Origin of the sequence: Pseudomonas sp. GM24 (assembly GCF_000282235.1) — a bacterium.
Classification (GTDB): Bacteria; Pseudomonadota; Gammaproteobacteria; order Pseudomonadales; family Pseudomonadaceae; genus Aquipseudomonas.
The window spans coordinates 12,044-26,507 of the sequence record NZ_AKJR01000039.1 but is presented as its reverse complement, the minus strand read 5'-3'; the positions used below and the strand labels follow the sequence as shown (position 1 = coordinate 26,507).

At 59.9% G+C, this 14,464-nt stretch carries 8 protein-coding genes; 5 read left to right on the top strand and 3 right to left on the bottom strand.

From position 1 onward, the window contains the following. Window positions 1–280: 280 nt before the first annotated feature. Complete coding sequence (locus PMI23_RS06585; protein ID WP_238539519.1) at window positions 281–2,902, bottom strand: hypothetical protein; 2,622 nt, start codon at window positions 2,900–2,902, stop codon at window positions 281–283. A gap of 208 nt (window positions 2,903–3,110) precedes the next feature. Between PMI23_RS06585 and PMI23_RS06580 the strand changes: the two genes are divergently transcribed. From PMI23_RS06580 to PMI23_RS06565, 4 genes are all read left to right on the top strand, one after another. Beyond that, window positions 3,111–5,423 (top strand): YgiQ family radical SAM protein, encoded by a 2,313-nt coding sequence (locus tag PMI23_RS06580; protein WP_007915855.1) that lies wholly within the window; start codon window positions 3,111–3,113, stop codon window positions 5,421–5,423. A gap of 424 nt (window positions 5,424–5,847) precedes the next feature. Further along, a complete protein-coding gene (locus tag PMI23_RS06575; protein ID WP_007915857.1) occupies window positions 5,848–9,123 on the top strand; it encodes a transglutaminase family protein in 3,276 nt (1,091 codons plus the stop codon). A gap of 88 nt (window positions 9,124–9,211) precedes the next feature. Then, on the top strand, window positions 9,212–11,698 hold the full coding sequence (locus tag PMI23_RS06570; RefSeq protein ID WP_007915860.1) for a circularly permuted type 2 ATP-grasp protein: 2,487 nt from the start codon (window positions 9,212–9,214) through the stop codon (window positions 11,696–11,698). Further along, complete coding sequence (locus PMI23_RS06565; protein WP_007915861.1) at window positions 11,698–12,588, top strand: transglutaminase family protein; 891 nt, start codon at window positions 11,698–11,700, stop codon at window positions 12,586–12,588. Before PMI23_RS06570 ends, PMI23_RS06565 begins: the two co-directional genes overlap by 1 nt. Before the next feature lie 152 nt (window positions 12,589–12,740). Here the strand turns inward: PMI23_RS06565 and PMI23_RS06560 are convergent, their stop codons facing one another. Both PMI23_RS06560 and PMI23_RS06555 read right to left on the bottom strand, forming a co-directional pair. Continuing rightward, window positions 12,741–12,938 (bottom strand): hypothetical protein, encoded by a 198-nt coding sequence (locus PMI23_RS06560; protein WP_007915864.1) that lies wholly within the window; start codon window positions 12,936–12,938, stop codon window positions 12,741–12,743. Window positions 12,939–13,006: 68 nt separating this feature from the next. Continuing rightward, entirely contained in the window at window positions 13,007–13,594 is a 588-nt protein-coding gene (locus PMI23_RS06555) for a TIGR00730 family Rossman fold protein (protein ID WP_007915867.1), read from the bottom strand. 340 nt (window positions 13,595–13,934) lie between these two features. Between PMI23_RS06555 and azu the strand changes: the two genes are divergently transcribed. Beyond that, window positions 13,935–14,381, top strand: a complete 447-nt coding sequence (gene azu / locus PMI23_RS06550; RefSeq protein ID WP_007915878.1) for an azurin — start codon at window positions 13,935–13,937, stop codon at window positions 14,379–14,381. Window positions 14,382–14,464: the final 83 nt, after the last annotated feature.

Here is a 14,464-nt window from a genome sequence, read left to right as displayed (position 1 = left end):
CATCGATATCGGCTGGCGTTGGTAAGCGGCCCGGTCGTGGCGTTTGCCCACCGGGTATCGAGATCTCTAAATCTGCGCGCGCTGGCAAGTCGAGGCGCGGGGTGTCCACGTCTGCCCCAGCGTTTTGGCGAACCGGGGGATTGCCGGAATTGTTGCCCCTGGGAGGCGATTTAACGGGCATGTCTTTCTATCCTTGCAGGTTTGCGCATCAGCTCGCCTGAGCGGGAGCTGATGGCAGGGGCGGCGTCATTGCCTGATTGATCGTATGGCCCTGAGTTCTTTACTCAGGCTTGGAAGGCACGCCAGCCGGGCTGGCCAGTGCAAATATTTTGCGCGCGGTCTTGCCATCGAAGGTCTGGCGCCAGATGGCCACGTGCGGCAAGCCAGCCTGTTCATCGCGGCGCTGAGCGTCGATGCCGCGTCGGCTCTGTTCGAGGGTTTTGAGGTGACCGCCTCGTGTAGTGAAACTCAGCGGCGCGGTGTTGTGCTGGTCATAGTGGAAATGTGCCTCCCATAACGGTGTGCCGTCGGTGCGATCAGTGATCGAATAAACATCGAGAAACGACTTGTCCTTGCCTTTGCCTGATTGCTTGCGCTCAACGGTTTTGCTCACGCGGACTTCTTCGGCATCCATCAGGTAGTTCAAACGCATGATGTCGAGCACGTCCCTGTTCTTGTACATGCGCACCAGAACACTTTGGCCATGCGCATCCAGTGACTCGGCAGCGCTGCGCAATCGCGCAGCCAGGGCGACTATCTCGGCGTCATTGGTCGCGTCTTCATGGCTTTCCAGGCGCCTTGCCTGCTCGTTGAGGCTTTCCGCCTCTTTGCCCAAGCCTTCAAGAATCTCGGTCGGATTGGTTTTTTTCGCTTCGTCCACCTTGGCCTTGGCGACGTGTTGTTCAACGTCGGCCAGTAACCGTTTTGCCTCGGCGACCAGTTGTGGTCTGGGTGTACTGACGATGGGTGGCCGCACTGGCAACCATTCGCCCTGTCTTTTTTCGTAGCGGGCGGATGGCGAACCGGGACGCAACGGGTCCGGCACCTTGACGATGACGTTGCCGTCCAGCGCCGTTTCCGTTTCGCCGACCAGAACCCGGTACGTGCCGTGCTGGCGGACCCGGAAAATCTTTCTGGGGGCTGACGGGCGGGGGCTTTCGGAAGGGTCAGGCAGTGCTGGAAGGAAATCGAAATCGATATCGTGGTCGATGTTGGGCAGCTCGCGATCGCGCCCGATCGACTCCAGAATGTCGCTCAGCCGGTTTTCGATTCGCTTCTCGAATGGATCAATCAGATCGAGGATTTCCCTCAGATACCCGGCCCTCAAAGCATCGGTGTCAGCGTTGGCGGCCAGTTGCATTTCAAATCGGGACTTGTCCGCCCTGATCTGATCAAGGCTCAAAAGCAGTGCCATCGGATGCTCATGTTGCGGAATGTTTTTCAGGTCTGCGGTGACCAGGTCGACGGCTGAAAGCGAGGGCATGGTGGTATTGGGCGAATGCTCGGGTGTGCCCGCAAACAGGTGTATATAGAGGGTCAGCTTGTTGAAGTTGATGCGCTCGGCCGACGGAACTTGCTGCCTGATTTCTTCGAGTATCGGCGCCGCTCCGGGGTCGGCTTTTCTGATTTCTGCCAGCACCACTTCACGTTCTTCGATAAACCTCAGCTTCTTGTTCAGGTGAGGGATGATTCGCTTGCAACTGTCGGCATCGAGACTGGAGATCGTTGGCTTCACCCGCAGATCCATGGCTGCCATGAGGCGGTTCAGGAACTCGGCGCGCTCTATGCGGAAGGTGTGCAGTTCCTGCTTGAACAGCCCGCTGGCTTTCGCAAGGACCAGCCATTTCCTGTTGAGCACCAGCGACTCCACGAAATCCGCCTGTTTCTGCACATGCTTGAGCAAATGCACTTCGAGACTCAGCAGTTTTGCGATTCGCTCTGCGCTGCCTTCCGCCAGTTTCTGGGTTTGCGCCCAGAGGGTGTTATGCCGGTCCGACGAGTTCGTCAACTCCGTGTGGGCCTTGTGAAAAGGCTCATACATCTGCATCAACGTGTCTTTACTCAGGCGGACAATCTCCGCGTCCTGAATACCTCCCTTCAGGTCTGGCAAATGATAGACCCAGCGATTGCCCTCATCACGCCTGACCGACCGCGTTTCGCCGCTGCGGCTGGCCCGGAAGATATTTGCGCTGTCGATTGCCACGGGGTCTTTCGGATTGACGATGCGCCACGCTTTGTGTGTCGCCGTGGATGCACTCACATCGTGCATGACCTGATAAACCTGATTGTGCAGGGGCAGGTACAGCCGACCCTCGTGGCGCAACAACCCGTCGCTGTCGGCCTTGGCACGTGTGAGATCGAGATTGGTGTGCAACGTCTGCAGGTGAGTGTCGATCAAGGTAACGGCGTCACCGTCCTCGAGCGAATGCCACAGACCGCTGTCGCTGTCGCGCAGCAGTAGCGGACCAGAGGCCACGCGCTCGGCCGCGAGTTGGGCGCGGTAGAGGCCGGTCTGCGGATCGACCCCGACCATCACGATGCTGTCGTGCGCGACATCGACGTATTCGCGGCCCTTGTACATCCTCAAGCCCTCGGTATTGGCCCGGGGCAAACGGTCAGGTGCGAGGATACGGTAACTCTCCAGCGATTTTGGTCCCGTTGCGCCTGTTTTCACCGAGGCGGTTGTCGTGTGCGTGATGACGACGGGCGGTGGTCTTGTTACCTCAGGGCTGTCAGTGCCGTGAGCGCCGTGAGTGCCACCCGGCCGCGTTGCAGGGTGGACAGACAGGGACGGTTCAGGCCCCGTCCGTGGCGCTCGCCCGGTATTGCCTTGCTGCGGCGCATCCGGGCTGGTTGGTGTGTTGACTTTAATGCTGCCCTTGGCGGGCTGTTTGGGTGACATTGCTTCATCCTTGAAGGGTTGCCATATCAGTTGGCGCAGGCACCGGACTGATGAATGTTAAGTTTGAACGATGATTTTTTGCCGGTTACGGGTTATCGGGCAGGCTCGACGCCGGTTGTAAGAGAAACCGACCATTGCCGTCGGAATTGGTTATTTTTTGTGCTATATTCCGCGCCCGCGAATTTTCACTTCAACACCGGTCGTCGACATGCAAGCAGCCAAGCCGTTATTTGACTATCCAAAATATTGGGCCGAATGTTTCGGGCCAGCGCCATTCCTGCCGATGAGCAGGGAGGAGATGGATCAGCTTGGCTGGGATTCGTGCGACATCATCATTGTTACCGGTGATGCCTACGTCGATCACCCGTCGTTCGGCATGGCGATCATTGGCCGGCTGCTGGAGTCTCAGGGCTTTCGCGTCGGGATCATTGCGCAGCCGAACTGGCAGTCCAAAGACGACTTCATGAAGCTCGGCGAGCCGAACCTGTTCTTCGGCGTTGCGGCGGGCAACATGGACTCGATGATCAACCGCTACACCGCGGACAAGAAAATCCGTTCCGACGACGCTTACACGCCTGGCGGCATGGCCGGCAAGCGTCCGGACCGCGCGAGCCTGGTTTATAGCCAGCGCTGCAAGGAAGCCTACAAGCATGTGCCGATCGTCCTCGGCGGCATCGAAGCCTCGCTGCGCCGCATCGCCCACTACGACTACTGGCAGGATCGCGTGCGTAACTCGATCCTGATCGACGCCAGCGCCGACATTCTGCTGTACGGCAACGCCGAACGCGCAATTGTCGAAGTCGCTCAGCGTCTGTCCTACGGGCACAAGATCGAAGACATCACCGACGTGCGCGGCACCGCGTTCATTCGTCGCGATACGCCGAAAGACTGGTACGAAGTCGACTCGACGCGTATCGACCGTCCGGGCAAGGTCGACAAGATCATCAACCCGTACGTGAATACCCAGGACACCCAGGCCTGCGCCATCGAGCAGGAAAAAGGTCCGGTTGAAGATCCGCAGGAAGCCAAGGTCGTACAGATTCTGGCCAGCCCGCGCATGACCCGTGACAAGACCGTGATTCGTCTGCCATCGGTTGAAAAGGTGCGCGGCGACGCCGTTCTGTATGCCCACGCCAACCGCGTGCTGCACCTCGAAACCAACCCGGGCAACGCCCGTGCGCTGGTGCAGAAGCATGGCGAAGTCGACGTCTGGTTCAACCCGCCGCCGATTCCGATGACCACTGAAGAAATGGACTACGTGTTCGGCATGCCCTACGCGCGCGTTCCGCACCCGGCGTATGGCAAGGAGAAGATCCCGGCCTACGACATGATCCGTTTCTCGGTGAACATCATGCGTGGCTGCTTCGGTGGCTGCACCTTCTGCTCGATCACCGAGCACGAAGGCCGGATCATCCAGAACCGTTCCGAAGAGTCGATCATTCGCGAAATCGAAGAGATCCGCGACAAGGTTCCAGGCTTCACCGGCGTCATTTCCGACCTCGGCGGCCCGACCGCTAACATGTACCGCATCGCCTGCAAAACGCCGGAAATCGAATCCGCGTGCCGCAAGCCGTCCTGCGTGTTCCCGGGCATTTGCCCGAACCTCAACACCGACCACTCTTCGCTGATTCAGCTGTACCGCAGCGCCCGTGCATTGCCGGGTGTGAAGAAGATTCTGATCGCTTCCGGCCTGCGCTACGACCTCGCGGTCGAGTCGCCGGAGTACGTCAAAGAGCTGGTGACCCACCACGTTGGTGGTTACCTGAAGATCGCCCCGGAACACACCGAGGAAGGTCCGCTCAACCAGATGATGAAACCGGGCATTGGCAGCTATGACAAGTTCAAGCGCATGTTCGAGAAGTACACCAAGGAAGCGGGCAAAGAGCAGTACCTGATTCCGTACTTCATCGCCGCCCACCCGGGCACCACCGACGAAGACATGATGAACCTGGCCCTGTGGCTCAAGGGCAATGGCTTCCGCGCTGACCAGGTGCAGGCGTTCTACCCGTCGCCGATGGCCACCGCCACCGCGATGTACCACTCGGGCAAGAACCCGCTGCGCAAGGTCACTTACAAGAGCGACGGCGTGACCATCGTCAAGAGCGAAGAGCAGCGTCGTCTGCACAAGGCGTTCTTGCGTTATCACGACCCGAAAGGCTGGCCGATGCTGCGTGAAGCGCTGATCCGCATGGGCCGTGGTGACTTGATCGGTTCGGGCAAGGATCAGTTGATCCCGACTCATCAGCCGGCGACTGACAGCTACCAGAGCGCCCGTCGCAAGAACTCGACGCCGGCCGGCAGCCATAAAGTGGCGAAGGAAGGCAAAGAGAAGACCACCAAGATCCTCACTCAGCACACTGGTTTGCCGCCACGTGCCAGTGATGGTGGTAATCCTTGGGACAAGCGGGAACAGGCCAAGGCGGCGGCGTTTGCCCGCAATCAGCAGGCAGCCAAGGAACGTAAAGACGCTGCGAAAGGCAAAGGGCCGAAACCGACCCGCAAGCCGGTCGTACCGCGCTAAACATCGCTTGAGCTGAACAGAACGCCAACCTTCGGGTTGGCGTTGTGCATTTCTGGGGCTGGATATTGGGTTTTCCGGGAGATCCATCCCCCTCACCCCAGCCCTCTCCCCCATGGGGGGCGAGGGGGAAGGGAGCCGATCGCTGTGCTTTTCAAAATCGAAGTTCGACTCAGGACTTTCACGTCGGCGTATCTCCAACAACCACGTCGGTCAGTTCCCTCTCCCTATGGGCGGTCCGACGTTTCGGGAGGGCCAGGGTGAGGGGCTCTTCGCAACATTTACGTGCAATCAGCCCAAACCATTTCCCCGCATCGCCCGATTTTGGTGCTGTACTGCCCTAAGCATTCCGGGAAAGCGCCCAAGCCTCTGCATGGCATAAGTCTTGCGCGCTTTCGAATACGCTTAGGCTCGCAGGAGGCACGCCGTGTCGATTCATGTCGCATTGCATCACGTCACGCATTACCGCTACGACCGCGCTGTCGAACTCGGCCCGCAGATCGTTCGCCTGCGCCCGGCCGCCCACAGCCGCACGCGGATTCTGTCGTATGCGCTGAAAGTTTCGCCCGAGCAGCATTTCATCAACTGGCAGCAGGATCCGCAGGGCAACTACCTCGCCCGATTGGTGTTCCCCGAGAAGACCAATGAGTTGCGTATTGAAGTCGATCTGCTCGCCGAAATGGCCGTGTTCAATCCGTTCGACTTCTTCCTCGAACCCTACGCCGAGAAAATCCCCTTCGCCTACGCCGCCGATGAGCGCAAGGAGCTGGCGCCGTACCTCGAAACCTTGCCGCTGACGCCGAAATTCAAGGCCTATCTGGACGGAATCGACCGCACGCCGTTGCCGGCGGTGGATTTTCTGGTGGCGCTCAACCAGCGCCTGAGCGAAGACATCGGCTATCTGATTCGCATGGAGCCGGGCGTGCAAACCCCGGAACACACTCTCGAGCACGCCTCTGGTTCCTGCCGGGATTCGGCGTGGTTGCTGGTGCAGTTGTTGCGCAACCTCGGGTTGGCGGCACGTTTTGTCTCCGGCTACCTGATTCAACTGACCGCCGATGTGAAGAGCCTCGACGGCCCGTCCGGTACGGACGTCGACTTCACCGATCTGCACGCCTGGTGCGAGGTGTATTTGCCGGGTGCCGGCTGGATCGGCCTGGATGCCACGTCTGGGCTGTTTGCTGGTGAAGGGCATATCCCGTTGGCCTGCAGTCCCGATCCGTCCTCGGCGGCACCGATCAGTGGCTTGGTCGAGCCGTGCGAATGTGTGTTCAGCCATGAGATGTCGGTGGAACGGATCTGGGAGGCGCCGCGCGTCACCAAGCCCTACACCGATGAGCAGTGGCTGGCAATTCAGGCGCTGGGCCGGCAGATCGATGCTGACCTGCTGGCGGATGACGTGCGCCTGACCATGGGCGGCGAGCCGACCTTCGTTTCCATCGATGACCCGGATGGCGCCGAGTGGAACACCGCTGCGCTGGGGCCGGCCAAGCGTCAGCTCTCCGCCGAACTGTTCCAGCGCATGCGCAAACACTACGCGCCGAATGGTCTGGTGCATTTCGGTCAGGGCAAGTGGTACCCGGGCGAGCAACTGCCGCGCTGGTCGCTCAATTGCTATTGGCGCCGCGACGGCGTGCCGATCTGGCGCAACGGCGCGCTGATCGCCGACGAACAGCAGGATTACGGCGCCAATGGCGAATTGGCTGGGCGCTTTCTCGCCAGCGTTGCCGAACGCCTGAAATTGCCTACACGCTTTGTCTTCCCGGCCTACGAGGACAATTTCTATTACCTCTGGCGCGAAGGCACATTACCGAGCAATGTCAGCGCCGAAGACTCGCGTCTAGAGGAGCCGCTGGAGCGCGCGCGACTGCGCAAGGTCTTCAGTCAGGGCCTGAACAAAGTGATCGGCCAGGTGTTGCCGCTGGCGCGTACAGCCAAGGGCGATCAATGGCAGAGCGGGCGCTGGTATCTGCGCGACGAACATTGCCGTTTGGTGCCGGGCGATTCGCCGCTGGGTTATCGCTTGCCGCTGGGTTCGCAGCCGTGGGTGAAGGCGGCCGAGTATCCGTTTATTCATCCACAGGATCCGAATCAGGACTTCGCCGCGTTGCCAGACACCGCGCAGCTCAACAGTCCGGGAGAAGCGGCGGCGCCTGACGAACGCGCGCCGAAAATCGACGAGTCCGCCGACTGGCTGACCCGCACCGCGTTCTGCGCCGAAGCGCGCGAGGGACGTTTGTACCTGTTCATGCCGCCGCTGGAACGGGTCGAGGATTACCTGGAACTGGTGGCCGCCATCGAAGCGACGGCTGAAGAACTGCATTGCCCGGTGTTGCTGGAAGGCTACGAGCCGCCAAGCGATCCGCGCCTGAGCAACTTCCGCATCACCCCGGATCCCGGTGTGATCGAGGTGAATGTGCAGCCGTCAGCGACCTGGGACGAATTGGTCGAACGCACCGAATTTCTCTATGAAGAAGCGCGGCAAACCCGACTGACCACCGAAAAATTCATGATCGATGGTCGCCACACCGGCACCGGCGGCGGTAACCATTTTGTGCTCGGTGGTGCGACGCCGGCGGATTCACCGTTTCTGCGTCGCCCGGATCTGCTGCGCAGCCTGATCAGCTACTGGCAAAACCATCCGTCGTTGTCGTATCTGTTTTCCGGATTGTTCATCGGCCCGACGTCGCAGGCGCCGCGTGTCGACGAGGCGCGCAATGATGCACTGTACGAACTGGAAATCGCTTTCGCGCAGATGCCCGAGCCGGGTGAGGAGTGCGCGCCGTGGCTGGTGGATCGTCTGCTGCGCAACCTGCTGATCGACGTCACCGGCAACACGCACCGTGCCGAGTTCTGTATCGACAAACTGTATTCGCCGGATGGCGCCACCGGACGTCTTGGCTTGTTGGAACTGCGCGCCTTTGAAATGCCGCCCCATGCGCGCATGAGCCTGGCCCAGCAGCTGTTGCTGCGGGCGCTGGTCGCACGTTTCTGGCGTGAGCCTTATGCGCCGCCGAAACTGGCGCGTTGGGGCACCGAGCTGCGAGATCGTTTCTTGCTGCCGCACTTTATCGAGCAGGACTTCGCCGACGTCATCGTGGAGCTGAACAACGCCGGTTATCCGCTGCGCGCGGAATGGTTTGCCGCGCATCTGGAGTTTCGTTTTCCCAAGGTCGGCGATTACGCCGTCAACGGCATCGAACTGGAGCTGCGTCAGGCGCTGGAGCCTTGGCATGTGCTGGGCGAGGAGGGCGCGGCAGGCGGTACGGTGCGCTACGTCGACTCATCTCTGGAGCGTCTGCAGGTCAAGCTCAAAGGGCTGCCGCCGCAGCGTTATTTGCTGACCTGTAATGGCATCGCGGTGCCGTTGCACCCGACCGGGCGCGTGGGCGAGTTCGTCGCGGGTGTGCGTTACCGTGCGTGGCAACCGGCCAACTGTCTGCAACCGACGATTCCCGTGCACGCACCGCTGGTGTTCGATTTGCTCGACACCTGGATGGGCCGTTCGCTGGGCGGTTGCCAGTACCACGTTGCCCATCCGGGCGGGCGTAATTACGAGACGTTGCCGGTCAATGCCAACGAAGCGGAGAGCCGGCGCATGGCGCGATTCTTCCGCGTCGGACACACGCCGGGGAAACTTCCTATACCCAACGTGGAAATCAGTGACGAGCTACCGATGACAATCGATTTGCGACGTTTCTAGATCGCACGCGACATGCGGATTTTTCGTATATCCGCATGTCATGTGCCTGCGTTAGTCTGACCGTTCTTTGCTGTCTGCCGAGCTTTCCATGCCTGACCTGCTAGACCGCTACCCGCTGACGGCGGGCACTTATCACGAACTGCTCGACGGCAGTGGCGCGGTGCGCCCGCACTGGCGGCGGCTGTTCGATCAGTTGCAGCGCAGCACCCCGGCGCAACTGATGCAGCGACAGTCTTTGCTGGCGCGGCAGATTCAGGAAAACGGTGTCACCTATAACGTCTATGCCGATCCCAAAGGCGCGGATCGGCCGTGGGAGCTGGATCTGTTGCCCCACGTGATTGCCGCAGATGAATGGCAGCATTTGTCGGCGGGCATCGCTCAACGTGCACGTCTGCTCAATTCGGTGTTGGCTGATTTGTACGGGCCGCAACGATTGATCAGCGAAGGCCTGTTGCCGGCTGAACTGGTGTTTGGACACAACAATTTCCTATGGCCTTGTCAGGGCATTGCACCGCCGGAAGACGCGTACCTGCATCTGTATGCCGTGGATCTGGCGCGCACGCCGGATGGGCGCTGGTGGGTCACGGCGGATCGCACACAAGCACCGTCGGGCGCCGGTTATGCTTTGGAAAACCGCACCATCGTGTCCCGTGCCTTTCCTGAGTTGTACCGGGATCTGAAGGTGCAGCATCTGGCCGGGTTCTTCCGCACATTGCAGGAAACCCTTGCGCGGCAGGCACCGAGTGACGATGAGGCGCCGCTGGTGGTGCTGCTCACTCCGGGGCGTTTCAACGAAAGTTATTTTGAACATTTGTATCTGGCTCGCCAGCTGGGTTACCCGCTGGTCGAGGGCGGTGACCTGACGGTGCGCGATGCCACGGTCTACCTGAAAACCCTCAGTGGCTTGCGTCGGGTGCACGCGATCATGCGCCGGCTCGATGATGATTTCTGCGATCCGCTTGAGCTGCGTACGGATTCGGCGCTCGGCGTGCCCGGTCTGCTCGAAGCCGTGCGTCAGGGGCGAGTCCTGGTTGCCAACGCGTTGGGCAGCGGCGTTCTGGAATCGCCGGGTTTGCTGGGTTTTCTGCCGAAGATCAACCAATACCTGTTCGGCGAAGAGCTGATCTTGCCGTCAATCGCGACGTGGTGGTGCGGCGAGCCACCGGTACTGGCGCAGGCCTTGGAAAAACTACCTGAGCTGTTGATCAAACCGGCGTTTCCCTCGCAAAGCTTCACGCCTGTATTTGGCCGTGATCTGAGTGAAAAACAGCGTCACACGCTTGCTGAACGCATGCAGGCGCGCCCTTATGCCTACGTTGCGCAAGAATTGGCTCAGCTATCGCAAGCGCCAATCTGGCAGGCCGAAAATGGTCAACTGCAACCGCGGGCGATCGGCATGCGCATGTACGCCGTGGCCGGTGGTGATGGTTATCGTGTGCTCCCCGGTGGTCTGACCCGGGTGGCCGCCGAGGCTGATGCCGAAGTGGTATCGATGCAGCGCGGCGGGGCGAGCAAGGACACTTGGGTAATTGGCGATCGTCCACCCAGCGGCGAGCAATGGAAGAGCCAGCGTAATGTAGGGGTGCACGATCTGGTGCGGCGCGATCCATATCTACCCTCGCGAGTGGTGGAAAACCTGTTCTGGTTCGGCCGTTACTGCGAACGCTGTGACGACAGTGCGCGGCTGCTGCGCATCATGCTTGCGCGGTATGTCGATGGTGATGACCCGCAAGCGTTGCAGGCGGCGGTCGATCTCGGTGAGCGGTTGACGTTGTTGCCGGATGAAGGAGAGCTGCCCGAGCGCTTGCTCGCTGCATTGCTCGGTGAAGACTGGTCGTTCAGCCTGCGTTCCAACCTGCAACGCTTGCAGTGGGCGGCGTCACAGGTGCGCGGCAAGCTTTCGCGGGAGAACTGGCAGGCGCTGGTGGAGTTGCAGCGCGAAGCGATGGAACTGGACACCGACGAGCCTGACTTCGGCGAACTGCTGGATTTCCTCAACCGGCTGGTGATGTCGCTGGCGGCGTTGTCCGGGTTTGCCCTCGACGACATGACCCGCGACGAAGGCTGGCGCTTTCTGATGATTGGCCGGCGTATCGAGCGACTGCAGTTTCTCAGCAGTAGCCTCGCGGCGTTTCTGCGTGGCGCCGGTGCTTTCGATCAGGCGGGCCTGGAGTGGTTGCTGGAGTTGGGCAACAGCAGCATCACCTATCGCTCACGTTATCTGGCCGTGGCACAATTGATTCCGGTGCTCGACCTATTGCTGCTGGACGAGCAGAACCCGCACGCGGTGTTGTTCCAGTTGAAACTGGTCACGCGCACGTTGAAACGTTTGAACGATGATTTTGGCGCGCCACGGGAAGCGGGATTGCCGCGACTGGTCGAGCGGCTGGCACGGTTCGATCTGGGGTGTCTGGAGAATCCATTGTTCGGTGAGTCCAGCGTACGAGCGGCTTTGAGCGGTCTGGCGGATCTGCTGCAAGAGATTGCCGAGGCCAGTGGGCAGGTCTCGGATCGCTTGGCTCTGCGTCATTTCGCTCATGTCGATGACGTTAGCCAACGCACGGTGTCCGTCTGATGAATGCTCGATACCAGATTTTCCACGACACCTGTTATCACTACGACAGCCCGGTTTCCCTGGCGCAGCAACTGGCGCACTTGTGGCCGCGGAAATGCGATTGGCAGCGTTGTACCGAACAGCAATTGCTGATCAGTCCGGATCCGACAGCGCGGCGCGATGAGCTGGATGTGTTTGGCAATCCGTTGACCCGACTGGCCTTCGAACGCCCGCATGACGAATTGCAGGTCAATGCACAACTCACGGTGGAAGTGCTGGCGCGGCCTGCGCTGGATTTCAATCAGTCGCCCGCCTGGGAGCTGACCCGCGATGCGCTGACCTACAGCAGCCAGCCGTTGTCCGCTGAGTTGCTCGAAGCCTGTCGCTACCGCTTCCAGTCACCGTACGTGCATTTGAAGCGCAGCTTCGTCGAGTTCTCTCAGAGTTGTTTCCCGCCGGGCCGACCGTTGCTGTTGGGCGTGCAGGACTTGATGCAGAAGATCTTCAGCGAGTTCACCTTCGATGCCGAAGCAACCCAAGTGGCGACCCCGCTGGTGGAAGTGCTGGAGCGGCGACGCGGGGTGTGTCAGGACTTCGCGCACTTGATGCTGGCGTGCGTGCGCTCGCGAGGGCTGGCGGCGCGCTACATCAGTGGTTATTTGCTGACGCAGCCGCCGCCGGGGCAGCCACGCTTGATCGGCGCCGACGCTTCGCATGCGTGGGTGTCGGTATTTTGTCCGGTGCTGGGCTGGGTGGATTTTGATCCAACCAACAATGTGCAACCGGCGCTGGAGCACATCACATTGGCGTGGGGGCGGGATTTCTCTGATGTGTCGCCGTTGCGTGGGGTGATCCTCGGTGGCGGCAATCACGACCCGGAAGTGCGCGTCACCGTAATGCCTCTGGATTAACGCCGATCAAACTGTAGGAGTGAGCCTGCTCGCCCCCACATTGGGAATTTGGGTGTGCTTGGGAAGGGGGAGGGCTGTGAGGGCCAGCAGTGAAACTGCCAGCCCCGTCACAAATCCGCAGGGCCTGATTCGATCATCAAACCCGGTGGGGTTCAGGCGTCGGGCGCCTGATCTTTCGGTGTTTCAGTCGCATCGGTTGCATCAACATCATCTTGCGTCGCCACTTCACCGTCAGGGTTCATTGCTGCTTCTTCAGCGGTTTGTTTCTTGCGCTGAAGCTTTTCCTCTTTCTTCTGTTCCTTTGCCAGGTCTCGTTGACGTTTGGCGAAGGAGTAATTGGGTTTGGCCATGGGCGATCCTCTTGGGTCGAAGGTGAGGTTGAGCGGCGCATATTCTGCCCTGTATCGGTGCCTCGTGGTTAGCCGGGTTTTTGGTCGACCCACTTGGGCGTGATGGTCGGCTTCCAGTTATCCAGGGCATCGAGCAGTGTTTGCGGCGATTCGCTCACTTGCAGCATGTCACGGTGTGGCGCGCGAACGAAGCCTTCGCCGACGATATGGTCAAGAAAAGCGGTGAGTTTGCTGTAAAAGCCGTTCACTTCCAGCAGGCCCAGCGGCTTGCCGTGGTAGCCGAGCTGACCCCAGGTCCAGACTTCGAACAGCTCTTCCAGCGTGCCGAGACCGCCGGGCAGGGCGATAAACGCATCGCTGAGTTCAGCCATGCGCGCCTTGCGCGCATGCATGCCGTTGACCACTTCCAGGCGTGTCAGGCTTTTGTGGCCGATTTCCTTGTCCATCAGGCTCTGCGGGATGATGCCGATCACTTCGCCGCCAGCGGCCAGCGCCGCATCGGCAACAATGCCCATCAGACCCACAGCACCACCGCCGTAGACCAGGGTCAACTTGCGTTCAGCCAAGGCCCGGCCAAGGGCAACAGCGGCTTCGGTGTAAGCCGGAACAGTGCCGGCGTTGGCACCGCAAAATACACAAACGGATTTCAGAGACATGCCTTCCTCCTGGGTCAATCCGTCACAGGGTAATGGCTGGCACGCCTCGATCCAAGGGCTAAACTTCGCGTTCCGGCGATTCAAAGGTGCCGCTGGCGCCACAGGCGTAGGCGGCGAGCAAACTGCACAACAGACCGTTAAAGAACATGACAGGCACTCCGTCTCAGTAGATGCGCCGATCATAGGCCGGGCCTGGAATTCTGGCCGTTAGATTGTCTCGATGAGTGTCATAGCCTGAAAGTTGTATACAATTTTTGACTCAAGTCATAGGAACTTGCGAAGATTTCAGGCAGTCTTTCCACCATTCGTGTTTTTGTTAACCCTGCCTTGGAGATTCACCATGTTTTCCAAAGTTGTTGCGGTATCCCTGCTGGCGCTGGCCAGCAGCCAATTGATGGCTGCCGAGTGCAAAACCACCGTTGACTCCACCGATCAGATGTCCTTCAACACCAAGGAAATCGTGATCGACAAGAGCTGCAAGACTTTCACCGTTGAACTGACTCACTCCGGCAGCCTGCCGAAGAACGTCATGGGCCATAACCTGGTAATCAGCAAAGAAGCGGACATGCAGCCAATCGCCACTGATGGCCTGGCTGCTGGCATCGACAAAAACTACCTGAAAGATGGCGATGCTCGCGTGATCGCGCACACCAAAATCATCGGTGCCAAGGAAACTGACTCGGTAACCTTCGACGTGTCGAAGCTGGCCGGCACTGATAAATACGGCTTCTTCTGCTCGTTCCCAGGCCACATCTCGATGATGAAAGGCACCATTACTGTCAAGTAAGCCGGTCAACCGCGTCATCGTTCTTCGCGAGCAGGCTCGCTCCCACAGGTTTGCGCCATCAATGTGGGAGCGAGCCTGCTCGC

Excerpts from the sequence above, each read along its gene's own strand:
- PMI23_RS06580 (WP_007915855.1), top strand. The coding sequence starts at position 3,111 with ATGCAAGCAGCCAAGCCGTTATTTGACTATCCAAAATATTGGGCCGAA.
- PMI23_RS06585 (WP_238539519.1), bottom strand. The coding sequence starts at position 2,902 with ATGTCACCCAAACAGCCCGCCAAGGGCAGCATTAAAGTCAACACACCA.
- PMI23_RS06560 (WP_007915864.1), bottom strand. The coding sequence starts at position 12,938 with ATGGCCAAACCCAATTACTCCTTCGCCAAACGTCAACGAGACCTGGCA.
- PMI23_RS06565 (WP_007915861.1), top strand. The coding sequence starts at position 11,698 with ATGAATGCTCGATACCAGATTTTCCACGACACCTGTTATCACTACGAC.
- PMI23_RS06570 (WP_007915860.1), top strand. The coding sequence starts at position 9,212 with ATGCCTGACCTGCTAGACCGCTACCCGCTGACGGCGGGCACTTATCAC.
- PMI23_RS06555 (WP_007915867.1), bottom strand. The coding sequence starts at position 13,594 with ATGTCTCTGAAATCCGTTTGTGTATTTTGCGGTGCCAACGCCGGCACT.
- azu (WP_007915878.1), top strand. The coding sequence starts at position 13,935 with ATGTTTTCCAAAGTTGTTGCGGTATCCCTGCTGGCGCTGGCCAGCAGC.